The organism is Corynebacterium lactis RW2-5 (assembly GCF_001274895.1).
Lineage (GTDB): Bacteria > Actinomycetota > Actinomycetes > Mycobacteriales > Mycobacteriaceae > Corynebacterium > Corynebacterium lactis.
The window spans coordinates 1,526,499-1,550,000 of sequence record NZ_CP006841.1; the positions used below are offsets into that span (position 1 = coordinate 1,526,499).

The 23,502-nt window shown below is 60.0% G+C and carries 18 protein-coding genes; 8 read left to right on the top strand and 10 right to left on the bottom strand.

Annotated features, from left to right (window positions below; translation table 11 throughout):
• Nucleotides 1–74: 74 nt before the first annotated feature.
• A complete protein-coding gene (locus tag CLAC_RS06700) occupies nt 75–1,562 on the top strand; it encodes a peptide MFS transporter (protein WP_053412239.1) in 1,488 nt (495 codons plus the stop codon).
• A gap of 55 nt (nt 1,563–1,617) precedes the next feature.
• Here the strand turns inward: CLAC_RS06700 and scpB are convergent, their stop codons facing one another.
• From scpB to CLAC_RS06740, 8 genes are all read right to left on the bottom strand, one after another.
• Nucleotides 1,618–2,214, bottom strand: a complete 597-nt coding sequence (scpB, locus tag CLAC_RS06705) for an SMC-Scp complex subunit ScpB (protein WP_425388815.1) — start codon at nt 2,212–2,214, stop codon at nt 1,618–1,620.
• 51 nt (nt 2,215–2,265) lie between these two features.
• The gene (locus CLAC_RS06710) at nt 2,266–3,075 is read right to left on the bottom strand and encodes a segregation and condensation protein A (protein ID WP_425388816.1); all 810 of its coding nucleotides are present in this window, start codon (nt 3,073–3,075) and stop codon (nt 2,266–2,268) included.
• A 147-nt stretch (nt 3,076–3,222) separates the two neighbouring features.
• Nucleotides 3,223–4,098 carry a ParA family protein gene (locus tag CLAC_RS06715; RefSeq protein ID WP_156324878.1) on the bottom strand — a complete coding sequence of 292 codons (876 nt, stop codon included), beginning with the start codon at nt 4,096–4,098 and terminating at the stop codon, nt 3,223–3,225.
• Nucleotides 4,099–4,166: 68 nt separating this feature from the next.
• A complete protein-coding gene (locus CLAC_RS06720; protein ID WP_053412241.1) occupies nt 4,167–5,099 on the bottom strand; it encodes a site-specific tyrosine recombinase XerD in 933 nt (310 codons plus the stop codon).
• A 22-nt stretch (nt 5,100–5,121) separates the two neighbouring features.
• Complete coding sequence (locus tag CLAC_RS06725) at nt 5,122–5,829, bottom strand: NUDIX domain-containing protein (RefSeq protein WP_053412242.1); 708 nt, start codon at nt 5,827–5,829, stop codon at nt 5,122–5,124.
• 56 nt (nt 5,830–5,885) lie between these two features.
• Nucleotides 5,886–7,520, bottom strand: coding sequence for a CTP synthase (locus CLAC_RS06730; RefSeq protein ID WP_053412243.1), 1,635 nt, complete (start codon nt 7,518–7,520; stop codon nt 5,886–5,888).
• A 356-nt stretch (nt 7,521–7,876) separates the two neighbouring features.
• On the bottom strand, nt 7,877–9,655 hold the full coding sequence (locus CLAC_RS06735; RefSeq protein WP_245621823.1) for an ABC transporter ATP-binding protein: 1,779 nt from the start codon (nt 9,653–9,655) through the stop codon (nt 7,877–7,879).
• Between the two features lie 14 nt (nt 9,656–9,669).
• Complete coding sequence (locus tag CLAC_RS06740; protein WP_053412245.1) at nt 9,670–11,547, bottom strand: ABC transporter ATP-binding protein; 1,878 nt, start codon at nt 11,545–11,547, stop codon at nt 9,670–9,672.
• Between the two features lie 292 nt (nt 11,548–11,839).
• Between CLAC_RS06740 and CLAC_RS06745 the strand changes: the two genes are divergently transcribed.
• The 4 genes from CLAC_RS06745 to CLAC_RS06760 all read left to right on the top strand — a co-directional run bounded on the left by CLAC_RS06745 (nt 11,840) and on the right by CLAC_RS06760 (nt 16,504).
• The gene (locus CLAC_RS06745; protein WP_053412246.1) at nt 11,840–13,366 is read left to right on the top strand and encodes an ABC transporter substrate-binding protein; all 1,527 of its coding nucleotides are present in this window, start codon (nt 11,840–11,842) and stop codon (nt 13,364–13,366) included.
• 77 nt (nt 13,367–13,443) lie between these two features.
• Nucleotides 13,444–14,289, top strand: coding sequence for an ABC transporter permease (locus CLAC_RS06750; RefSeq protein ID WP_245621824.1), 846 nt, complete (start codon nt 13,444–13,446; stop codon nt 14,287–14,289).
• On the top strand, nt 14,286–15,113 hold the full coding sequence (locus CLAC_RS06755) for an ABC transporter permease subunit (protein ID WP_053412247.1): 828 nt from the start codon (nt 14,286–14,288) through the stop codon (nt 15,111–15,113). Before CLAC_RS06750 ends, CLAC_RS06755 begins: the two co-directional genes overlap by 4 nt.
• Nucleotides 15,110–16,504: an ABC transporter ATP-binding protein gene (locus CLAC_RS06760; RefSeq protein WP_053412248.1), complete on the top strand. Its 1,395-nt coding sequence runs from the start codon at nt 15,110–15,112 to the stop codon at nt 16,502–16,504. Before CLAC_RS06755 ends, CLAC_RS06760 begins: the two co-directional genes overlap by 4 nt.
• 58 nt (nt 16,505–16,562) lie before the next feature.
• Here the strand turns inward: CLAC_RS06760 and CLAC_RS06765 are convergent, their stop codons facing one another.
• Together CLAC_RS06765 and CLAC_RS06770 are read right to left on the bottom strand one after the other, a co-directional pair.
• A complete protein-coding gene (locus tag CLAC_RS06765) occupies nt 16,563–17,861 on the bottom strand; it encodes an MFS transporter (RefSeq protein WP_211255343.1) in 1,299 nt (432 codons plus the stop codon).
• Entirely contained in the window at nt 17,858–19,519 is a 1,662-nt protein-coding gene (locus tag CLAC_RS06770) for a glycoside hydrolase family 1 protein (protein WP_082313198.1), read from the bottom strand. Before CLAC_RS06770 ends, CLAC_RS06765 begins: the two co-directional genes overlap by 4 nt.
• Before the next feature lie 136 nt (nt 19,520–19,655).
• On the opposite strand from CLAC_RS06770, the gene CLAC_RS06775 reads away from it, so the two are divergent.
• The 3 genes from CLAC_RS06775 (at nt 19,656) to CLAC_RS06780 (ending at nt 23,457) form a co-directional block, all read left to right on the top strand.
• The gene (locus CLAC_RS06775; protein ID WP_169750328.1) at nt 19,656–20,435 is read left to right on the top strand and encodes an LURP-one-related family protein; all 780 of its coding nucleotides are present in this window, start codon (nt 19,656–19,658) and stop codon (nt 20,433–20,435) included.
• 113 nt (nt 20,436–20,548) lie between these two features.
• On the top strand, nt 20,549–20,767 hold the full coding sequence (locus CLAC_RS13150; RefSeq protein WP_425388817.1) for a restriction endonuclease: 219 nt from the start codon (nt 20,549–20,551) through the stop codon (nt 20,765–20,767).
• A gap of 263 nt (nt 20,768–21,030) precedes the next feature.
• A complete protein-coding gene (locus CLAC_RS06780; protein WP_053412251.1) occupies nt 21,031–23,457 on the top strand; it encodes a DUF262 domain-containing protein in 2,427 nt (808 codons plus the stop codon).
• The last annotated feature ends 45 nt before the right edge of the window (nt 23,458–23,502 follow it).

Consider the following 23,502-nt stretch of genomic DNA (forward strand, 5'->3'; position numbering starts at 1 on the left):
GTCCAGGGGGTAATTTCCGGCGCAAAAACGCCACCGGTTTCGCCCTGGTTCCAAGAGTTGGTTATCTAGTATTCATGCACAAACTTGAACAGTGTTCGCAGAGCGCCGAGAGCACCCCACAGAACCCGCGCGTCGCCATCCCCGCGCTAGTCGGAGTCGAGACATGGGAGCGATTTAGCTACTACGGCATGCAGGCCATCATGGCCTTCTACCTCTACGACACGGCCGTCAACGGCGGCCTCGGACTCGCGACCGGCACCGCAACCGCGCTCATGGGTGCCTACGGCAGCCTGGTCTACCTCTCCACCATCGGCGGAGGCTGGATCGGCGACCGTGTCCTCGGTGCCGAGAAGACACTGCTCTCCGGCGCGTGGCTGCTGGTCGCCGGACACCTATGCCTCTCCCTAGTACCGGGCGCGCCGGGCGTAGCGCTCGGACTCGTGCTGGTCGCGGTCGGCTCCGGCGCGCTGAAGACCTCGGCGCTGACAATGCTCGGGCACGTCCGCAATCCCGATGACCGCCGCCGCGACTCCGACTTCCAGCTGTTCTACCTGGGAATTAACGTCGGCGCACTGGCCGGCCCGCTGCTTACCGGCTGGCTCGCCGACCGCGCGGGGTATCACCTCGGCTTCGGCGCCGCCGCCGCACTCATGATCGCCGGGCTCACCCACTACTACCTGCACCGACGCAAGCTTCACGACGGCTGGGATACCCGCATCGTTGCCCTCGTCGAAAAGCCGACGGTTCCTGCGACGTGGCGGGCGCTTGGTCTCGCTGCGGCGGCCGTGGCGGCCGTAGTTGCGGCGCTGGTCGGCGCGGTCGTGGCCGGTGCGCTGGCACTGGAGAGCCTGGCGACGGTCATGCTGGTTCTGACAATCGCGACCACCGTCGGCATGTTCGCGACAATGCTTCTCGACCGGGGACTGGGCCCCCATGAGCGCCGGCGCGTCCTGGCGTTCGTGCCGCTGTTTATCGTGTCCGTGGCGTTCTGGGCGATCTTGAACCAGACCTTCGGCGCACTGGCGGTCTATTCGGATGTGCGCGTCGACCGTATAATCGGCGACTTCGAGGTGCCCGCGGCGTGGGCGCAGTCGCTGAATCCGGTGTTTATCCTGGTTCTTTCCGTGCCGATGGCGCTGCTGCGCACGAAACTTGGCGCGCGTATGCCGAAGGCCCCGACGCAAATCATCGCGGGCACCGCAGTGGCGGGACTCGGCGCATGGACGCTGCTGCTACACACATCCACGCCCGCGGGTGCCGTGCCGATTGTCGCGCTGGTGCTAGCCTACGGCGTGATTACCTTCGGTGAGCTGCACGTCGGGCCTGTCGGGATGTCAACCGCGACGGCGCTGGCCCCGGCGAAGTACGCCACACGTTTTTCGGCGCTGTTCTTCATGACCATGGCGATCGGTACTGCGCTGGCCGGCGTGATGTCGACCAGCTACGATCCCACCAGCGCGGCGTCAGAGCACAGTTATTTCCTCACCATGGGTGCATTCGCCGTCGGAGCATCGGCGCTTGCGGCCGTGGCGCTGCCGTGGATTAGCCGAGTGGCGCGTTAGCGCGGAAAACGCGGCGAATCCGCAATACGTCAGCGCTGTAGGTCAGCGCGACGCACTAGCTGAGCGGCTCGTCAATCAGGTCGACCTCCGGCAGCAGCGGCGCGAGATCTGGCAGCTGCTCCAACGACTCGATTCCAAGCAGCTCAAGGAACAGGGCCGTCGTCACATAGAGGTGCGCGCCGGTGGCGGGGTCTTCGCCGGACTCGGCAATCAGGCCGCGGGCGACCAGCGTGCGCATCACTCCATCAACGTTGACGCCGCGCACGCCCGAAACCTGCGCACGCGTGGCGGGCTGGCGATACGCAACGACGGCCAGAGTCTCCATCGCCGCGCGCGAGAGCTTCGACTGCGAGCCGTCCAGCAGGAAGCGCTCCACGGCGCTCGCATGTGCCGGCGCGGTATAGAATCGCCAGCCCTCGCCGGTCTCGCGCAGCTCAATTCCGGAACGGCGGGCGCTCAGCTCGTTTTCGAGTTCGCGGAGCACGTCGCGCACGTCGGCCACCGGGACGTCCAACGCCCGAGCCATGTCTTCGGCGGCAACCGGCGTGTCCACGACCAGCAAGATCGCTTCGACGCCCGCGCGCAGCGGGTCGATCGGGCTCTGCGCAATAGGATTCTGCGCTATAGGGCTCTGAGAACTCGGTTCCGCAATCTCACTCACGTTCCCTAGGGTACGGTGCCGCACCAGCGAAGTGCCACACCCCTACTCCCAGTTCGCCGCCGCAACCACGGCCGGGTCCACATCCAGCCCGGTCCAGGCCACGCGGATTTCCTCGAGTGCCTCTTCCTGCTCGGCGTCGATCGCCTTGGCTCGGTAGAGCTCCAGCAGCGCCAGGAAACGGCCCACGACCTCCATCGACACTCGACATTCCGAGGTCAGCTGCGTAAACGTCAGCCAGCTTCCCTCGCCGGCCAGCCGCAGCGAGTCCAGGATCTTGCCCGCCTGCTCCGGCACCGACACCGCCACGCCGTGGATATGCCCCACGCCGACTTGCTCTGGTGGTTTGGGGCGCATCACCACGGCCGCAAACTCCGCGAACTGCCCGACCGTCATGCCCAGTCGCACCGGCGGCAGCAGCTCTTCGAACTGCTTATCCGGGCCCACTGCGCGCGGGTATCGCCTCGGCGCGGTCTTCTGCCACTCGGCGAACTGATCCGCGACCTTGCCGTAGGCCTGGTACTGCAACAGTCGCGCAAACAGCAGGTCGCGCGCCTCCAGAAGTTCCAGATCCTCTTCGTCATCGACGTCGCCGCGCGGCAGCAGTCGCGCGGTCTTCAGGTCTAGCAGGGTCGCCGCGACCACCAGGAACTCGGTGATCTCGTCCAAGTCGTGCACCGCGTCGAGGCTGCGCGTATACGCGACAAATTCGTCCGTCACCGCCGCCAGCGCAACCTCGGTGACGTCCATCTTCTTACTGCCGATCAGCTGCAGCAGCAGGTCAAACGGCCCGTTGAAGTTCGCCAGCGCCACCCGGAAGCCGGTGATCTCCTCCTGCACGCCGGTCTCGCCCACTTCGCTTGCCGACGCGCCCTCCGTCCCCGCCTCCTGCACGGCCTGGGCGTGGGAGGGGGCGTCGTGGCCCGGGCCGTCGTTAAGCGGACCCGGCGGGACAGACGAGCCGGGCGTAGTGACTTCAGTGTCAGTCACGGCGGCTCCGCACTACTTGCGGCCCTTGCGCTCGATGACCTCGCGGGCGAGGTTGCGGTACTGGGCGGCCGCGGGCGAGGTCGGCGCCCACTGCGTGATGGGCTCGCCGGCGACGGAGGTCTCCGGGAAGCGGACGGTGCGAGTGATGACGGTGTCGAAGACCTGGTCGCCGAAAACCTCGATGAGGCGCTCCATGACCTCCTTTGCGTGGCGGGTGCGGCGGTCGAACATGGTCACCAGGATGCCGCTGACTTCGAGGTTGAAGTTCAGGCGGTCGCGCACCTTGGAGACAGTGTCGGTCAGCAGGGCCAGGCCGCGCAGAGAGAAGTACTCCGCCACCATCGGGATGATGACGCCCTGCGCGATGGTCAGGGCGTTGACGGTCAGCAGGCCCAGCGAGGGCTGGCAGTCGACGATGATGAAGTCGTAGTCGTTCATCACCGGGCGCAGGGCGCGGCCGAGGGCCTGCTCGCGGCCGACCTCATTGACAAGCTGGATTTCGGCTGCCGACAGGTCTATGTTCGCGGGCACCAGATCCAGGCCGGACACGGAGGTGTGATGGATGGCGTCGCGGACGTCCGTGGTGTCGTCGACGATCAGGTTGTAGACGGTGAGGTCCAGCTCCTCGTGCGGGACGCCGAGACCGGCGGACAGTGCGCCTTGAGGGTCCAAGTCAACCAAGAGGACTTTACGGCCGAACTCCGCGATAGCCGCGCCGAGGTTGATCGTGGACGTGGTCTTGCCCACGCCGCCCTTCTGATTGCACATAGCCAGGATGACGGCCGGGCCGTGGGTCGACAGAGGCTCGGGGATGGGCAGCTCGCGCACCGGACGCCCGGTCAGGCCGAGCTCGACTCGGTCGGCCTCGAACAATCCTTCACCAGCCACGGTCAACCCCTCTTCCTTGAACATCTTCTGGTCTAACCCTTGCGTTCTTTCACACTTTACCGCGCCCGTTACGCGCGCGGGTGCGCACCCGCCCAAACGCGCCGCATGTTCTCCGCCGTGATCATGGTGTAGATCTGCGTGGTGGTCACCGACGCGTGGCCGAGCAGCTCCTGGACCACGCGGACGTCGGCGCCGCCCTCGATCAGGTGCGTGCCAAAACTGTGCCGCAGCGTGTGCGGGGAGATCTTCACCGCCAGCCCGGCCCGTTCCCCAAGCTCCGCGAGCGTATTTCCCGCCGACTGCCGCGACAGCCTCCGCCCCAGCGAGTTAATAAACAGCGCCGGCCCGGAGTTCGCCCGCACCCAGGCGGGCCGCCCTCGCGTGAGCCACTTGTCCAGTGCCGCCATCGCCGGCGAGCCGACCGGCACGATGCGTTCCTTATCTCCCTTGCCACGCAGCAACACGAGGTTGGTCTCCCGGTCGACATCGTCGATGTCGAGGCCCGTGACCTCGCTGACGCGCGCGCCCGTCGAGTACAGAAACTCCACCAGCGCCCGGTTGCGCAGGTCGGTTACCGTGGCGGTCTCTCCGTCGGGGATGGAGTCAATCAGGGCGGTCACGTCCGGAATGCTCAGCGCCTTCGGGTAGCGCGAGGGCTGCTTCGGCGGCGCCACACGCCGCGCCACGTCCACATCGAGCGCGCCTTCGCCCACTGCAAACTTGTGGAAGCTGCGCACTGCCGACAGCGCCCGCGTCACCGATGTCGCCGCCAGCCGAGGTCTTCCCGCCGCCTTGTCCCCCTGCGAAAGATAGGCCAGGAAACCCGCGACGTCCTGCTCTGTCACCGCGGCGAGATCAGAGCGCCCGATGCCCGCCAGGTACTCCCGGTACTTGGCCAGGTCCCGCTCGTAGGAGGCAAGCGTATTGGCCGACAACCCCTTCTCGACCGCGAGGAAGGTCAGAAAGGCGTCGGCAAGCGAGTTCACGGTGTGCGCAGGCATGAGGTGCAGGTTAGCGGACGGGTCAGTCGACCTCGCCCGCGGGGGCGACAAGCTGCGTGCGGACGCGCTTTAAGTCCGCGCCCGCACCCAGCTGTTCCTCGCGGCGCCTGGCAAGCCGGGTCGGTCGCATTTCGAAAGGCTCGTCCGCCGAGCGCGGCGTCACCCCGTGGAGCAGCACCTGCGCGGCCAGCGAAATCCCGGAAATCGCGATAGCGTTTTGCACCTCACCGCGCATGACGCGCCCCATCGCCTCATCGATGGGAACCCACTGCTGGGTCATGTCGGCTTCCTCGTCATCCGCTTCAGGCTTGACGACGGTCCGCAGGTCGCGAGCGATATAGATACGCACGGCTTCCTCGGCGAATCCCGGCGAGGTGAACATATCGGTCAGGACGCCCCAGCGGGCCGCCTCAAGTCCTGCTTCCTCGACAAGTTCGCGCTGGGCCGCGGCGAGCGGGTCCTCGTCGGAGAAGTCCAGCAGGCCCGCGGGCAGTTCGATGAGACGGCGGCCTGCGGCCTGGCGCCATTGTGTAAGCAGGCAAATGCGGCCGTCCTCGTCGGCTGCGACGACCGCGACGGCGCCGAAGTGCTCGACGATCTCGCGGTTGGCGATGCGGCCGCCCGGCATCCGGACCTTGTCGCGGCGCACCGCCATGATCGGAGCTTCGAGGAGAATCTCTGTGGAGACAGCCTCGAAGTCGTGGGTACCTTGCTCTGCCTGCTTGCTCATGGGTTCTACACTACCGCCGTGGCGCCGCCGGGAATCCGGCAGCGCTCGCTGCGCCTCTACTTCTTGCGTTCGAGGGCAGCGGCGATCAGGCCGTCGAAAAGCGGGTGCGGGTTGGTCGGGCGGGACTTTAGCTCCGGGTGCGCCTGGGTGGCCACGAGGTACGGGTGGGTCTCCTTCGGGTACTCGACGAACTCGACGAGCTTGCCGTCGGGCGAGGTGCCGGAGATGACCAGGCCGGCCTCGGCGATCTTGTCGCGGTAGGCGTTGTTGACTTCGTAGCGGTGGCGGTGGCGCTCGGTGACGTCCGTGGTGCCGTAGAGGCTGGCGACGACGGAGCCTTCCAGCAGCTTCGCTGGGTAGGAGCCCAAGCGCATGGAGCCGCCCAAGTCAGCCTCACCGGAAACCGCGCGGAGCTGCTCTTCCATGGTGGCGATGACCGGCTCGGCGGCGTTCTCATCGAACTCGGTGGAGGACGCGCCTTCGACGCCTGCAGTACGGGCGGCCTCGATGACGATGCACTGCATGCCCAGGCAGATACCCAGCAGCGGAGTGCCGGTCTTTTTGGCGTAGCGGATCGTGGCGATCTTGCCCTCGATGCCGCGGCCGCCGAAGCCACCTGGGATGATGATGGCGTCGACGCCGCTCATGTTCTTCTTCAGGCCCGCTTCGGTCTCGCAGTCGTCGGAACCGACCCAGCGAATGTTGGTCTTGACTCGGTGCGCGAAGCCCGCCGCGCGGATGGCCTCCGCGACGGAAAGGTAGGCGTCCGGCAGGTCGATGTACTTACCGACGAGCGCCACCGTAATCTCGCCTACAGGGTTGTGTACGCGGTCGAGAAGGTCTCCCCACACTGACCAGTCCATGTCGCGGAAAGGCAGGCCGAGGCGACGAATGATGAAAGTGTCCAGGTGCTCTTCGTAGAGGACCTTCGGGATGTCGTAGATGCTCGGTGCATCCGGGCAGGACACGACGCCCTCACGGTCGATATCGCACATCAGGGCGATTTTGCTCTTGAGGCTGTCGCCAACTTCTCGGTCACAGCGCAAGACAACGGAATCCGGGACCAGACCAATCGACCGCAGCTCAGCGACGGAGTGCTGAGTGGGCTTGGTCTTTAGCTCCTTCGACGGGCCGAGATATGGCACCAGGGAGACGTGGAGGTAGAAGATGTTTTCGCGACCTACATCGTGGCGGACCTGGCGGGCAGCCTCTAGGAAGGGCTGTGACTCGATATCGCCGACGGTGCCGCCAATCTCGGTGATAACAACGTCCGGCTTCTCTCCGTTCGCGTCCGGGTTACCCATAGCAACGATGCGGGACTTAATCTCGTCCGTGATGTGTGGGATGACCTGCACAGTCTGGCCGAGGAACTCGCCGCGACGCTCCTTGGCAATGACCGAGGAGTACACCTTGCCGGTGGTGACATTGCCGCCAGCGGAGAGGTTGCGGTCCAGGAAGCGCTCGTAGTGGCCGAGATCCAAGTCGGTCTCCGCGCCGTCTTCGGTCACGAAGACTTCACCGTGCTGGAAGGGATTCATGGTGCCCGGATCCACGTTCAGGTATGGATCGAGCTTCTGCATGGTCACTTTCAGACCACGAGAGGTAAGCAGGCGGCCAAGCGATGCCGCAGTCAGGCCTTTTCCGAGGGAGGAGGCAACTCCTCCAGTAACGATGATGTATTTCGTAACCACGGAACCTCAGAATAACAAGCACGGGGACGCCGGTGCAATACAAAATGGTGAGCGTTTTTTCACAATGGCGGTGTAGGATTACGCATTTGGGGAGTGCTGCGGGGTGGTTGACGCCTCAGGTCTGACGCGTTCGTGCCCCGAATCTAGCAGTACAACTGCGTACCTCCACAAACAAATGCCTTTGGATGCTGGTCACCAAGATATCTCCGTTCTATGTCTGGCTGCTTGTTCGACAAACGCCTCAGATCAGCGCGAACCGGAAAAAATTGCTGAGACCGTCACCACCAGGCACTTCTTTGTACATTGCTCCTCATGTGATGCTTTCCCATCTCAGCTGGACGAAATGTCCGTCGCCGTTATAGCGCCCAATCCTCCAACTGTGCAGCCTTAGCCCATAGGCGCGAATACACTCCCTCATGCACGAGCAATTCTTTATGCCTGCCCGATTCAACGACCCGCCCGTCATCAAGGACAACAATGCGATCTGCCGCAGCAATTGTCGCCAGTTTATGCGCGACGACAACGGTCGTTCGCCCCTTACACAGAGCCTGAATTCCGCGGTGCACCGCAGCCTCATTAACAGGGTCAAGTGCCGAGGTCGCTTCATCAAGCAGGACTATCGGCGCGTCTTTGACAGCAGCGCGAGCAATGGACAAACGCTGACGTTGCCCACCCGATAGCCCTGCACCATCCTCCCCGAGGACGGTGTCATAGCCGTCGGGAAGCGAGGAGATGAACTCGTGTGCGCAGGCAGTACGGGCGGCGCGCTCGATTTCAGACCTGCTCGCACCGGGCTTTGCCGCGGCAATATTATCCGCGATGGTGCCCGGGAACAGGTGGACATCCTGGAATACAACGGTAACCAAATCGCTGCGATCGGCGGCTGCGATGTCCTTCAGGTCGACGCCTCCAATGCAGATAGAGCCAGAGGAGGGATCGTCGAAACGCGAGATCAAACTCAGGACCGTCGATTTTCCAGAGCCAGACGGCCCGACAATCGCGGTCATCTCCCCCGCGCGTGCGTGAAAATTGACACCCCGTAAAGCCAGGTGTCCAGGCTCGCGCTCAGTTACCGAGGAGTCTCCGGTGCCCTGTGCGGATACCTCATTATCCCGCACTGGGTAGGCGTAGTCGACAGCGCGTAGCTCGACATCGAAAAGTTGCGGAGTCCGCGCGGGCTGCTCCGGCTCGGGTAGTTGCTCGATGTCGGTGACATCCTGTACCCGCCGAAGCGCGGCCTGTGCCATTTGCCAAGATTCGTTAGTGGAAAGAAGCCCCTGAACGGGCTGATAGACGCTGAGGACCACAACCAACACGACGCCAACAAGTGCGATGGATGTCGCCGAGGTCGCTACAGCCCAACCACTGGTCACAGCCACCAGAGGAATACCAAGAGTAAGAATCAAGCCCGCCAAGGTCGACGGCACGATAAGGCGATGAACCATCTCCACGGAGATAGAGCGAAACTCTTCCAGCGCACGGCTATACCACTGCTCGGTGCGCTCACGTGTGGAGTACACCCTCAGCGCTGGCATCGCTGTGACCAGGTCAATCATACGCGCTGCGGCGTTGGCCTGGGCGGCCTGGCGTCTATCCGCCAATGCAGCCAGCCTCTTACTCGACCACGACATCACCGGAATCATCGCGAAAATTGGGAGTGCAATCGCCGCGGCCAAAATGGGATCGTTGATTCCCACTGCAACAACCACCAGGAGCGGAATCCCAAGAGCCTGTCCAAGCCTTGGCAGCCCCTCCGTGAGAAAGTCTTCTATCAATTGCAAGTCGGTGCTCAGTAGCGCAGCCACATCGCCCCGCGAGCGATTCCCTAGCGCGTTGACAGGGATTTGCCGAAGATGACGCAAAAGTTCAAGGCGCATGTTCGCTACGGCCCGATAAGATGCCAGCCACGAAAGTCGGGCCGCCGCCCAACCCGCAATGAGCTGCACCAGCAGCGATACCGCGCAAGCGATTGCAGTGCGTGTGGCAATCTCCGGGCTAATTTGCGTGCCCTCGATGATTTTTGCCACCAGATTCATCGCCGAGCCAAAAGAGATGCCCAATGCCAGGGACTGAACAAGTCGCAAAATTACCCCGCCGATGACTGCCTTTCGAGCAGGCCCGAGCAATGTAAACATTGTCTTTAACTGTTTCATCGCGTTGCCCCCTCCCGCTCCTCATGGTCAGCCCCGGAATCCGCGCCGTTCCACAAGCGGGCGTAGTAGCCGTCTGTCTCCAGTAGCTCTTCGTGCGTTCCGGACTCGACAATCTTGCCCTTATCCATCACGTTGATGCAGTCCGCGTGCCGGATGGTGCCAAGCCTGTGCGCAATGACGATCACCGTCCGCCCTCGCGCCAAGCGGGCCAGTCCCTTCTGAATGAGTTCTTCGTTCTCCGGGTCTGTCGCTGCCGTGGCCTCATCGAGAATCAGAATCGGCCGGTCCGCCACGAAGGCTCGCGCAATTGCCAGTCGCTGTCGCTGGCCGCCGGAGAGCCCCGATCCTCCCTCACCTAGGACGGTGTCCAGGCCGTCGGGAAGCGTATCGATAAATTCATCGGCTGCGGCGGCGTGAAGGGCTGCTCTTAATTGATCTTCAGGCACTTCGGGCCGCGCCAGTGTCACATTTTCGCGAATCGTGCCCGCCATGAGATGTGGTTTCTGAAATACCGCCGCAATCTGCGAGTGAAGGTCGGCCTCTTTCAGCGTTGAGATGTCCACTCCACCGATGCTGATTCGCCCGGAGTCTGGAGTGTAGAAGCCGGCAATAAGTTCTCCGACGGTCGATTTTCCCGCGCCACTCAGCCCTACCAGCGCTGTAACTTTTCCCGCCTGGGCGGTAAAAGACACATCTTCGAGCGCGGGCTTTCCCGCATCGTAGGAAAAGCTCACGTGCTCTACTCTCACTTCGCTTGCCGACGTCTCCTGCATCACCGTCGATGTAGTGCAGTTTGCAACTTCACTGCCAGAACCAAGCTCGCTGTCAAATGCGGATTTTTCTGTATTGCCGTGGTTTCCGGCAAGTTGATGCTCAATTTCCACGGCGCCGTTGGACAGCATCGGCAGTGCCACTAGACGGTAGAACAACGTGACCAGCGGCACTGGATAGGTGGGCCCGAGGACAAGGAAGAGCAAGACTGTGGGCACATCCACCGAGCTAGTCGCAAGCAGCCATGCGGCTGTCGGGGCAATGACTGCAATGGAGCTAGCGACCAAGGTGGAAAATGGTGCGCCCCAGGTGACAAAGGCGCGCCCCCAATCCGATTGAAGTTTCGCATTGAGCCGGACCGCATCGCTGGTGCGCTTATGCTCATCGCCAGTGCGGTTGAAGACGCGAATGACCGGCATCGCGGTAAGAAAATCGACGATGGCAGCCCCCATCGCACCATTAGCTGCAACCCACTGCCCCATCCGATGGCCATTTGACCTCATGGCATGAAGCATGGTCGCGAAAGCCAGGGGAACTAGTACAACCGTGGCGGTCGCCAACCGCCAATCGACTATGAAAAGCCATAGCGTGACACTTAGCCATACTGTCAGAGCAGCTGCGGCCTCGGGCACAGCGTGGGCGATGAAGAGCTCGAGCTTTTCACAGTGATCGAGCGCTATTGTTTTTGCCCGTGCGGAGTGGATTCGAGCAACATCTCCGACGCTCATTGAATTCCAGGTTCTGCCAAGCTTAAGGCGAATCTCCGCGATGACGTCGAAGGCGACCAGGTGGGCCAGGCCAGTTGAAACTGCGAAAAACACCGCTTTGAGCCCAACAGCTACTAGACAGACCAACGCTACCGACAGAATCGTCTTCGCCGATGCTGCGGCACCTGTACGGAACGGGCTTTCGGCCTGCACGATAGCGGTCACGGCTTTCCACATCGCCCATGCCGGTACGACCTCTGCGATTCCCGCGACAATGCCGCACGCCACGGCCAACGCAAGCAGCGGACCACGGCCGCCGAGATGCTTCCTCAGCAGTCGGGGCGCCGACGCATAATCGGGCCTGCTTGCAGCTGTGCCCGATGATTGGCCTGTCATTAATTTTCTCCTCACATCAGGTATGGCTTGAGCACAATAACCGGCCCAAAGGTTTGACCGCGGGGCATCTCAACAATCGCCGCAGTTATTTCGCGCTTGCATCTTTAAGCAATTGACAACTGTTTTCATTTACGCACATAATTCATAGAGAATAAGCGCACTACCTGCAGCTCCGCAAGAAAAGATCAGTCGAAAACGGCGCTCATGTAGCACTTCTTCTTAGGACACTTTCATTTCCAAATCTTGACCATCAGTGTTCTCCCTCGACCAACGAACCACATAAGGACCACACATGCGCCGTAGAGAATTCTTGAAGTTTCTAGCCACCGCAACCACCGTTGCAGTAGCAACACCAGTCGTTGCCGCGTGTTCTTCGTCGACGGAGTCCGGCAAGGCGTCGGCAGGCGCGGATGGTAAGGCGCTGGATACGTTGCGCATTGCAGCCCTCGGTGGCCCCGGCGAGAATCTCAATATCTCGGAGGCCATGTCCACCGCGACCTGGGCGGCGCTCTATGCGGTGTATGAATCCCTGGTCATCGCCGGCGCGGATCAGCCTACGATGCAGCTTGCCGCCAGTGCGACGCCGAATGCGGACGCAACGGTGTGGACTATCAAAATCCGCGAAGGCGCCACCTTTTCCGACGGTTCTCCGGTCACCGCCGAGGACGTGCTCGCATCGATCAAGCATGTTAAGGACAATCCGATGCACGGCATGTCCTATGCCGACGTCAACCTTGACGCATCCAAGGCGACCGACACCGCCACTGTCGAGATTGCGCTCGACCGCCCGCGCGCAGATTTCGTTGCCTCCGTACTGGGCCTAAACAGCCTGGTGTACAAGGCTGGCGACCCATCAAAGGGGGTTGGCTCCGGGCCCTATGTCGTCGAATCGGGCGACTCCGGTCAGGGCTGGAAGTTCACGGCAAACGAGCACTACCCTGCCGATATGCGAGTTTCTGACTCCCTCGAGATTCAGGTAATCGCCGATGCGCAGGCCCGTTTGCGTGCCGTTGAGTCCGGCGCGGTCGATTTGGCTATGGATCTTCCCGCCACCGCGAAGCGCAGCCTCCGCGGGGCTGAGGTGTGGAGTCCCGGTGCCGCCGACTCCAAAGGCCTGCTTTTCATCCTCAACACCAAGGTCGCCCCTTTCAACGACCCCGAGGTACGACGCGCAATGAAGATGGCTCTAGACCGCTCCGCGCTTGCCGACGCCGCCCTAGACGGCACTGGTACTCCCGGCGCCGATGTTCCCGGACTGGGGTTTGCGGACTATCCGGAGTCTCTGCCAGAGGCCAAGTTTGATAAGGAAGCCGCCCGAAAGGTTTTCCAGGACAAGGGTGTAAAGAAGTTGACCCTAGTGACGGCCGATTTTACTCCGGGCATGAACGACGGTGCTGACCTAGCTGCCCGACAGTTGAAGGACCTTGGCGTTGACGTGAAGGTGGAAAAGCGCGATCCCACCACCTACTACTCCGATATGGACGCTCTAAAGAAGCTCCCGTTCTTCGCCTCCTACTTTGTCAATAGGTCGCTGACCTCGGCATTGCCCTTCCTGACCGGCTCGCAGGCGATGCTCAATCTTTCTGGGTTTGGCACCGGCGGGGATTGGGACCAGCGCCTGGAGAAACTGCAGGCGGAAACCGACGCCGATGCTCGGGCCGAGCAGCTGAAGAGTCTTGCTCGTACGATGCAGGAAGATGGCGGCGAGTTGCTGTGGGCCTACGCAAACGAAATCCATGGTCGTGCTGCGGGTGTGCCTGATATGCCGGTGTCCCAGTCTGTCCCGGTGGCGGTTTCTCTGCCCCCGGCAAGCAAATAAGCGTGGTGCACGTCGGCAAGCGGATGGCGCGGTGGTTGGCAGTACTGCTGTGTGCAGCGCTTGGGAGCTTCATTGTCATGGATCTGCTCCCCGGTGATGCAGCCACGGTCATCGCTCGCACCTCGGATCAGGCGCGTGTCGACGCGCTTCGCACCGACCTGGGCCTTGATCGGCCGCTGCTTGCTCGGTTGTGGGATTGGTTTTCGGGGCTATTCTTCTTCGGCGATGGTGGCATGCTCTTTTCCTCGCACCGCACTGTGTGGGAAGCCTCGGCGGTCGCCACCAGAAACTCGGCATATCTGGTCGCGGTAGCCCTGCCGTTGCTGCTGTGTATTGGCGTGGGCGCTGGTATTTTCGCAGGGCTCGCGCCTTCATCCTGGCGTGACACGATTACCTCCTTCGCAGCCCAGTCCACCCTGGCAACCCCGGATTTTGCCATTACCGCACTGTTATTGGCGGTCTTCGCCGGAGCGCTGCGGCTTGCACCAGCGGTATCGCTGGTGCCTCCAGGTGGCACCCCTGCGGATAATCCGGAGGCACTCATCATTCCCGCGCTGGCGGTGGCTGTCATCGGCGGTGCGTGGTTACAACGGCTAGTCCGCGCAGCGATTGTCGATGCTCGGGCTCTGCCGCATGTTCGGGCCGCAGAGCTCGCCGGTATGCATCCGGTGTCAGTGCTGCGCCTGCATACTTTGCCGGCTGCCGCTGGCCAAATTGCGCAGGCCTGCGCCGGAACCATTCCCTATGTGGTGGCGGGCACGGTCGTCGTGGAAAATGTCGTGGGCTTTCCAGGAATCGGCACCGCAGTAACTCGCTTCGTTGCGACTCGAGAGACCGTCGCCGTGGCGACGCTGACGACCGTTTTCGCCGCGATTACGGTTGCTTCTTTCGCGTTGGCTGATTTTCTGGGGAGGCGTCGATGATGCAGAAGTCCACAGTGCGCCGTATCAGTTCTCTGGCCCTTTTGGTTGCCGTTTTGGCCGTGTGGCTTTTTGTAATTGCGGCGGCGCTTGCCGGTGGCGCCCTCATCGATCTTTTCGGGCTACCGGACCCCACGGCCCCTATGGCAAGGTCCTTCGATACGCCTTCTGCCGAGCATCCGCTTGGTACTGATCATCTTGGGCGCGATGTCGCGTCGCGAATGTTAATCGGCAACGCGGCCCTAGTTTTGCCGCCAGCTCTTGCCGCCGCGGCTGCCAGCGCCGTCGGCCTGCTACTTGCCGTGTTGTCCGCGGTGAACCACAGAGCTTTCGCGATAATTCGATTCTTCGGAGATACCATTTTGGCCATTCCGGCAATTCTCATTATTTTGGCGACGGTCACGGCAATACCCGAAGGGTTTACTGCCGCGGCTGTGACGGCCTTTGCCTTGTCGGTGCCCATGTCAACCCGCTACTTCTACCCTGCTGTATCGGCCGCACTGAGTTCGGGATATGTGGAATATGCCCGTGCCACAGGCGCCTCCCTGTGGCAGGTGTCCGTTCACGACATTCTTCCAGTACTGCGTCGCCCGCTAATCGCAGATTTCAGTATTCGCTTCGTGGCAGTAGTCTTTCTCACTGCTACCGCAAGCTTTCTCACCGGAGCCACAAGCGGAGCTGACTCGACGTGGGCAGCCATGGTCGGCGCGGAGCTGCGCGGTGTGGATCTGAACCCATGGGCCGTCGTCATGCCCACACTCGCCATTATTGTGCTCACTGCATCTCCTGCACTGCTTCTCGAGCTTCAAGCAGGAGGTCAACGATGACAGCAGGCGTAGACATCACTGTTGAGAACCTCCACATCGCCGCCCTTACTCGCAGCGACAGACCCCAGCGGCCCATCCTTTCCGGTATCAACTTCCACGTGGCAAGCGGCGAATCCCTAGCCATCATGGGACCTTCCGGCGCGGGCAAAACAACGCTGGTCAAAGCGATGTTGGGAGACCTCGGACACGAACTTGAGGTAACGCGCGGCAGAGTCGCTATCGATGGCCACCTGCCACTGTCGATGCGTGGAGGTGCCCTTCGGGCCTTCCGACGCCAATGCGCCTATGTTGACCAGGATCCGGGTGCTACTCTTCCTCCGCGCTGGAGCGTTCGCCGAATCCTGCGCCAGCGCGCCGGGCTCACGGACGACGAGGCCCTTGTCCTTCTCAGCGATTTCGGGATTGCTGACATCGGTGGCATTCTCGATCGAACGCCCACCCAGCTCTCCGGCGGGCAAAGGCGTCGCCTGGGCATCGCCGCAGGGATCGCTGGCCAGCCAAAACTTTTGCTTATCGACGAACCCACTGCCGGCGTGGATGCAACCGCGGCGAAAGTGGTGCTGGACAGTCTCAAGGTGGCACAAAGACGATCAGGCGCGACATGTGTGGTAATCACCCACGATAGGAAGGTTGCCGAGGAATTGGCTAACCGCGCCATTTTCATCGGCGATGATGCCACGGGCCAAGATGTGGGTGAGCCCCGACCCTTCACCGCCCAGGCCGAAGACCGGGCCGGCGCCGACACACTTCTGAGTATTGAAAACCTCACCCTCTCCCACGGTGCCCAGGAGATTCTCACCGATTTCAACCTGAGCATCCGCCGCGGTGAGGTCGTTGGGATATCGGGGCCATCGGGACGAGGTAAAACAACGCTGCTTAGGGCGATCCTGGGATTGCATCCCATTTCCCAGGGGACGATTAGCGGAGTCGATCCGCACAGCGTGGGCTGGATCCCCCAGGAGTCCGAGCTGTCAATCAACCCGGCAGTGCCGGTTGCAACCATCTTGCGTCGGGCAGCCAAGCGTGCTGCGGAACATACTGCAGCGCGCACTACGAAGGGTTCTGTGGATCTTTCAGAGATTTCTTCGGTCTTGCACGCATTAGATTTGCCGGACTTCCTCGACTTGTCACCGCGACTCCAGGTACAGCATCTTCGTCGCTGTAAGGCCGACCAGCTCTCCGGTGGGCAACGCCAGCGGATAAACGTCGCACGGGCCTTGCTGAGAAATCCACGGCTACTTGTCGCCGACGAGCCAACTTCCGCGCTCGACAGGGCAAACGCCCTCCGCGTAGTCTCGCTGTTGAAGTCCAGCTCACCGCAGCGTGCAACGATTATTGCCAGCCACGATCCGGACGTTCTGGCAGCCTGCGACCGGGTGATAGGGCTTTAAGTGCAGTAGAAAGCCCGGTGCTGAAACAGTGAACACCGAATAAATCAGTACTCGCCACCTAGCGCACCGTTTTGATGTGGGTAACCAAAACCGCTCCAGCGCACGCAATCACGGCTGCGAAGATATACAACGTGGCATATCCAGCCGCGTAGTTGTCGAAGGCCTTCACCAGAGGTGCCGCAAGAAGCGGTGCGAACGCTTGCGGTGCCGCCGCCGCGATATTGATGACTCCAAGGTCTCGAGCCGCGTCACCGGTGGGCGGCAGGACCTGGGTGGTCAAAGCGAAATCCACTGATACGTAGATGCCATAGCCGATGCCCAGCAGGATTGATCCGGCAATCGCGCCTACCCAGGTTTGCGTTATGGCCAGCACGCCTGCGGAGACAGCCATGATGATGCCCGACAGCACTACGAAGGGCTTTCGCCTGCCTAAGCGGTCAGAGGCCACGCCGGCCACCAGCGTCGTTGCGATAGTGACCAGCGCATAGAGCCCGGAGAGAACAAATACTCCAAACTCGGGATTGCGATAGTGCACCGCATCGGTGAGGTAGTACAGCAGGTACAAGGTACCCAGAGCATTAGACAAGTTAATGAGGAACCGGTTGACCCATGCCCAGGCGAAGTCCGGGTATTGGCGTGGCGAGACCCAAAAGCGGCGCGCGAACCTGCCCCAATGGAATGGCTCCGGTTGCTGCCGCAGAAACCGGTCCTTGTTGGCGAACAAGTACGGCACGACGAATGCGACCAAAAGTGCGGCGCACACGAAATACCCTGCGGCAATCCCGTGAATGGATGCGGCAACGGCTGCACCTGCGACAATTCCGACGGTCTGGCCGATGCCGAGCCACCCTCCCATTTGACCGCGGTATTCCACAGCGACGTGGTCATTTACCGTGGCAGTAATTGCCGCGTACATGGCGTTGAGCGCTGCCTGAACCAGGGCCCATGCCACAACCATGCCCCATACCGTGGTCGCGAAGGCCAGGAGTATAAGGGCTGCTGCACCGAGGATGGTGCCCCACCAGACCCAGGGCAGCCGCCTGCCATAGCGGGAGGTGGTGCGGTCCGACAAAGCTCCGAAAATGGGGCTGCCGATTGCGCTGACTGCAGCGCCTACTCCGGTGACGAGGGAGAGCACGTATTCCTTGTGGCTCGGCGCCACCGCGGCGGCTTGGAGCCCGAGAAGCACCTGAATCGGGCCGAACCATGCCGTGTAGACGCCAAGGTTTGCCAGCGTCACAGAAAGACGCCAGTTCCAATTGGGTTTGACCAGCGGCGCGTCGTCGGGGATATTCGACGCGAAAAACCCTAGCCCTCGCCTGTGCCGCGAGCCTGCGTAGAGCTGGTTCTCGCTCACTCGTCGGCCTCCGGCCCATGGCCGACCGCGTTAGCCAGCGCCGCGTACCAGTGGAAGGAATCCTTTGGCGCGCGCCGTCGTTCGGGGTCGGAGTAATCGATATGGATCAGCCCGAAGCGTTGGCGCAGGCCGTCTGCCCATTCCCAGTTATCCATTAGGGACCACACGTAGTAGCCACGAACATCGACGCCTTGTGCCCTGGCTTCAGCGACGGCCCGAATGTGGCCCTCCAGGTAATCAATGCGCGCAGTGTCGCGGACTCGCGCGACTGTCTGTCCTTCCTCCTGGCCTTCGGCGGTCTCCTCCACCTCGTCCGGCGATGACATGCCACTTTCGGTGATGACCAACGGCGGCAGCTCCTGGCCGTATCGCTGCTGCAGGTCGACGAGGGTCATCGTCAGGCCCTGCGGGTAGATTGCCCAATCGAAACCGGTGCGCTCCTGTGTGGGGAGGGATTCGATCTCAAAGGGGATGCCTTCCGGAAGGTTGAACTGCTCTGCCCCATCGACGCTTGTCGGCTCTTCCTTTTCGCTTGCCGACGCCTCCGTCGCCAACGATGCCGTTTCATTTTCGGCGTCTTCATCTCGAGCACGCACTACGGCAGGTTCGTAGTAGTTGACTCCGTAGAAGTCCAGCGGCTCGCAGGCCGACGTCACCTCTGCTGCCATGGATTCGGCGACCTCGGCGCCAACCTCGCTAGCAATTACGGACAGAAGTTGCTCGGGGTATGTGCCACGGAGCATGGCATCGGAGTAAAAGAGGTTATAGACCTCGTGGTAGAGGCCCGCCATCTGCACGTCGAGGGGGTTGTTCGGGTCCGCCGGTAGGACCGGGCAATGATTGGTGGCGCAACCGATAGAGGTCGCACCTTGGTCACGAAGGGCTCGGACGGCGGCACCGTGGGCCAGGTTGAGGGCATGACCGACCCCGAGCGCCTGGTAGCCGAGGGCTAGGCCCGGCGCGTGTATCCCGATAGCGTGTCCTAGCAGTGTGTGCACATTTGGCTCGTTGATGGGGATCCAGTGCGTGACCAGGTCGTCGTAAAGCTCGCAGGTGGCGGAGGCGTACTCGGCGAAGCGCTTGATGACCTCCGGGTTTTGCCATCCTCCGATGTCCTGCAGGGGCTGGGGCAAATCCCAGTGATAGAGAGTGACCATCGGGTTGATTCCGGCGGTACGGAGGCCCTCGAGAAGATTTTTGTAGAAGTCGACGCCTTGACGGTTAGGTCCTGCCCCAACCGTTCCGTCGGGGAAAAGCCGAGACCAGGACAGCGACAGGCGGTAGTTTTTGAGGCCGGCCTTGCCCATAAGCGCGATGTCCTCGCGCCAGTGGTGGAAGTGGTCGGAGGTGGTGTCGCCGGTGGTCGAATCAATAATCTTTCCCGACGTGTGGGCGAAAGTATCCCAAATGCTCGGGCCCCGACCGCCGTTCTGTGCGCCGCCTTCAATCTGGTAGGAGGCCGTGGAGGTGCCGAAAGCGAAATCACGAGGGAGGTTCAACTGCGCGGCAAGAGCGCGTACCTCTGCGCCAGCGCTGGGAGGAATGATCAGCGAGTTGGCGGCTGTGTTGGTATTCGCGTTGATGTTTGTGTTGGTGTTTGTAGCGCCCGTTTCAGACGGCTGTGAGCTGTGGTTGTTCAGACTGTCGAAATGCGTCATTCCCCTAAAATACACAGTCGTTTTGGTAGGAAAGTATCTTTTTCGGGAGATTTGACGCTAATTCCTACAGCCCTTCGCAATAGCCGCGAAGCTTCGCTGCTATTAGGGCGCGGCGTTATTGTAGAAGCTGCTGTCAGTGAAGACACCGAAGGTGCGATTCATTGGGCTTTTGCTATGGAGCTTCCACTCGCCACATTGTTTTGCTCCCGATACAGTGAGCGCCATGGAGTCTTACTGGGATAACCACAAGTCCTTCTGGGATGAACACGAGGACAATCAATCCGAGCAGCCTTTGCGCGAGGAAGACCGGCTACAGCCACGGCTTCAACAAGGACTATTAACCCACGACAGGCTTCACATTCAAAAGATTCGTAGTGTCGCCTCAGACGGGTTCGACATTTTCGATAGTCAGGGAACTACTGTCGCAAAAGTCTCCACGACCAGCAGCCTCACGGACCGAATCTTCACCGACAATTGTCCACTCATAGTTGAAGATCCTGTCGGAAGGCCTGTGCTGCGTATTGATAATTCGAAGGAGTTCTACCGCGACCACTACCACGTGCTCTACTTCGACAAATCTGTAAGCGACGTCGAATGCAGCCCGGAGTGGATGGTGGATATTACGAGCAAACCCGCAATCATGCGGAAAAACCCAACCATTACACTCCTCGGGGAACTTGAAGACGCAGATGTGCAGATCAAAGGAGACTTCTGGTCTTATAACGCAAGGCTCCTCATCAATGACGTCACAATGGCGCGTATCTCGCGGATCAAATCGACGCTCAAGGATATTCTCGCAGGAAATCAACAGTACGTACTGCGACTCAAGGAAGACCTATCGCCAAAACAGCGCGCAGCTTTCATCGGAATCGCGCTCACAATGGATGTGATTTCGAAAAAGGCGCGGAGCTCGTAAGCGGGCTTGGTGATGGATTCGCTTCCTTGTAGCACTCAGGGTGCTTGCCGACAGGAATAAACGTGCTTTGCGTGCAATACAACAACATGCAGCCGATTACATGTCGTTGCCAGATGAGGTACGCGCCGAGAGAATTGCATCGGGCGATTTACGCTACGCGAACACCAACAAGGTCGGCGAGCCCGAAGTTCAAAAAATTCATTGGCTCGCTCGATTCCCGCGGCGCCAACCAAGGCGTGTTCATCACGACCTCCAGCTTTCAACCCGCCGCTGAGAAGACTATCCCCGATACCGCCACGGCAAAATCGTGCTTATTGACGGCATCAAGCTGACCTCCCTAATGCTTGCTTACGGGGTTGCCGTTCACAAAGAACAGGGAGTTCACACTCCACGAAATTGACGAAGATTTTTGAAGCCAATATCTAACCGGTTTGCTCGCAGGCGTTAGAAGTCTGCGTAGGACACTTCTAGCGTCGCTGCCATCAGTTTACGACGTCCCTGCGGATATCTACATCGTTCTTTCCTGCGAAACTCTGCACTTAAACAGTCGCCGAGACACATTCAGCATGTAAATTTTGAGGCAATACAAGCCTTAGTGCGTGACGAAAACCAGGAGCCGAAGTTTATGCAGGGCGAAGTTAAACCAATCCTGACGGTGTACGACAGCATCAGCCGAAAGCTCATCATCCCGGTTTACCAGCGAAACTACGACTGGAAAATCGAGCAATGTGAGCGGCTTTACGACGACTTAGTAGCCCTGAACCGCGAAGATCGGGAAAGCCACTTCTTTGGTGCTCTCGTTGCGGATAGTCGAGATGCCTTCCGCTGGGTGATCATCGATGGGCAGCAGCGCATTACGACCACAAGTCTCCTACTTTTAGCCCTGAAGCATTCTTTAGATTGTGGAGTTATCCAGTCCAACGACTCTGAGCTATCTAGCAATATTCAGACTCTATTGTTGGAATCCGAAGATAAAAACAGCCGGGCTAAGTTCAAGCTCAAGCCAGTCAAAAACGACGCCGCAGCCTACCAAAAGCTTTTTAATGATCAGGCTCCTATCGAGGATTCCAACATTACGCGCAACTACCGCTACTTCTGTGACCGCATTGCACAGGGAGAACTATCCGGGGACGAGCTCTGGAGGGCAGTTAATGGTCTGCATGCGATGATTCTCACATTGGGCAAAGACGACGATCCTCAACGAATTTTTGAAAGCCTAAATTCGACAGGACTGGCTCTGTCCGAGGCCGACAAGATTCGAAACCTTGTTTTGATGGGTGCTGCCCCTGAGCGCCAAGAAATGCTCTACGAAAACTACTGGAATGAAATCGAGGAATCTGTCGACTATCTAACTGACTGGTTCATCCGTCATTACCTAACCACTCGCACGCGTAAGACTCCTCGCCAGGACGCCGTCTACGAAGCATTTCGCACATATCAGAAAGGCAAAGATGTCGAGCAGGTTTTGTCGGATATGCATAGTTTAGCGAATCATGCTCATGACCTAACGCACTCAACCACAGGTGTTCCAGCAGCAGACCGAAGACTGAGAAAATTCAATATTCTTCGCCGCGATGTAACTCTACCTTTTCTAATTTCGGTTCTTGGGGAGTATCGAAACGGAAGTATCACTGATGCTGAGCTCACTAAAATTATCAAAATCGTAGATAGTTACGTTTTCCGTCGGTTCATTTGTGGCATACAGACCAATTCAATGAATAAGACCTTTTCCACGCTTTTTGCAGAAGCATCACGCCTCCGCGGTGACGCTTCATTGGTCGATGCCGTGACCTACTTACTAACTCGACGCTCCGAAGGGTCAACCAGATTTCCAACAGATGCGGAATTCAAACACGAATTCGGTACCCGCAACTTGTACAAAATCACTCCACAAAACCGAAACTACCTGTACGAATGCCTTGAAAACCTCGACTCCAACGACACTCGAGATATTGCCGGCGCCTTGGAAGACAAAACCATCAGCGTGGAACACATCATGCCCCAGACTCTCACTGCCGATTGGATAGCAGAGCTTGGCGACGGAGCCGAGCAGATTCATGACACGTGGCTAAACCGCATCGGCAACTTGACAATTACCGGTTACAACTCGCTGTACTCGAATCGTCCATACAAGGAGAAGCGCGAAACGGAGAATGGCTTCATCGACTCGCCTTATTCACTAAACAAAGTGATGAAAAATAGCCCTGCGTGGGGTTTGCAGCAGCTCGAGAACCGCACGCAGCAGCTCACCGACGCAGCACTCTCCTACTGGCCAAGGCCAGTTACGTCCTTCAAACCGAAGGTCGATCCTCTCCCCACCGAACCTTTAGGCGAAGATACCTCGTTTAATGGACGGAGCGTCGTATCTTTCGAGTACCGGGGAACTCGGAAAACTGTCGATTCGTGGATTACTGCAACACTGGAAATTGTGCAGATGATTTACCTTGAGCATAAAGATGCGGTTCGTAAGTATGCTGCCGAGGCTCGCTTCTGGTCAATTGCGGATTCGTCTCCTCGATACCACGCAGAAATTGCTCCAAACCTGCATGTCCTTGTCTCTGGTGAAACGGACCCCCGTATCAGCATGCTTCGAGGTCTCTTCGATGCCCTTGGCCTTGATAAAAATGAGCTCGTCTTCACCCTACGTAGGGCGCCAAGCAAGAAAGGATCCTCGACGGAGATTTCACCGTTCGCAACGTTCACCATGTTCGAACCTCAGGTCGAGGAACTAACCAGCGAAGGCACAACAGAAGAGGATGCTGCCCAGGTCCTAGCCGATCTTTCCGCTGCAGCAGTTGATTTACGGCAAGGGGAGTCTAACCCACTTAACAATCTGAGCGTTAGTCAGATCTCGGACTCTGATTTCATTGCAACAGCATCAGTTAACGACTTGCTGTGGACCTTGGACAAATTCCAGGAACTCGACAGGCTAGTTCCGGGAATGGGAATGCTGGCACATCTCAAGGACGGGACTCTTCTAAAGATTCTCCAAACAGTAAGACAGATGGAGGAACCGCAGTAGTCACTAGGCCTCGACAATCCCTTCGACTTTTCCAACGATGAGTCC

Excerpts from the sequence above, each read along its gene's own strand:
- CLAC_RS06745 (WP_053412246.1), top strand. The coding sequence starts at position 11,840 with ATGCGCCGTAGAGAATTCTTGAAGTTTCTAGCCACCGCAACCACCGTT.
- CLAC_RS13150 (WP_425388817.1), top strand. The coding sequence starts at position 20,549 with ATGAGGTACGCGCCGAGAGAATTGCATCGGGCGATTTACGCTACGCGA.
- CLAC_RS06735 (WP_245621823.1), bottom strand. The coding sequence starts at position 9,655 with ATGTTTACATTGCTCGGGCCTGCTCGAAAGGCAGTCATCGGCGGGGTA.
- CLAC_RS06760 (WP_053412248.1), top strand. The coding sequence starts at position 15,110 with ATGACAGCAGGCGTAGACATCACTGTTGAGAACCTCCACATCGCCGCC.
- CLAC_RS06700 (WP_053412239.1), top strand. The coding sequence starts at position 75 with ATGCACAAACTTGAACAGTGTTCGCAGAGCGCCGAGAGCACCCCACAG.
- CLAC_RS06720 (WP_053412241.1), bottom strand. The coding sequence starts at position 5,099 with ATGCCTGCGCACACCGTGAACTCGCTTGCCGACGCCTTTCTGACCTTC.
- CLAC_RS06740 (WP_053412245.1), bottom strand. The coding sequence starts at position 11,547 with ATGACAGGCCAATCATCGGGCACAGCTGCAAGCAGGCCCGATTATGCG.
- CLAC_RS06750 (WP_245621824.1), top strand. The coding sequence starts at position 13,444 with ATGGATCTGCTCCCCGGTGATGCAGCCACGGTCATCGCTCGCACCTCG.
- CLAC_RS06725 (WP_053412242.1), bottom strand. The coding sequence starts at position 5,829 with ATGAGCAAGCAGGCAGAGCAAGGTACCCACGACTTCGAGGCTGTCTCC.
- CLAC_RS06770 (WP_082313198.1), bottom strand. The coding sequence starts at position 19,519 with ATGACGCATTTCGACAGTCTGAACAACCACAGCTCACAGCCGTCTGAA.
- CLAC_RS06755 (WP_053412247.1), top strand. The coding sequence starts at position 14,286 with ATGATGCAGAAGTCCACAGTGCGCCGTATCAGTTCTCTGGCCCTTTTG.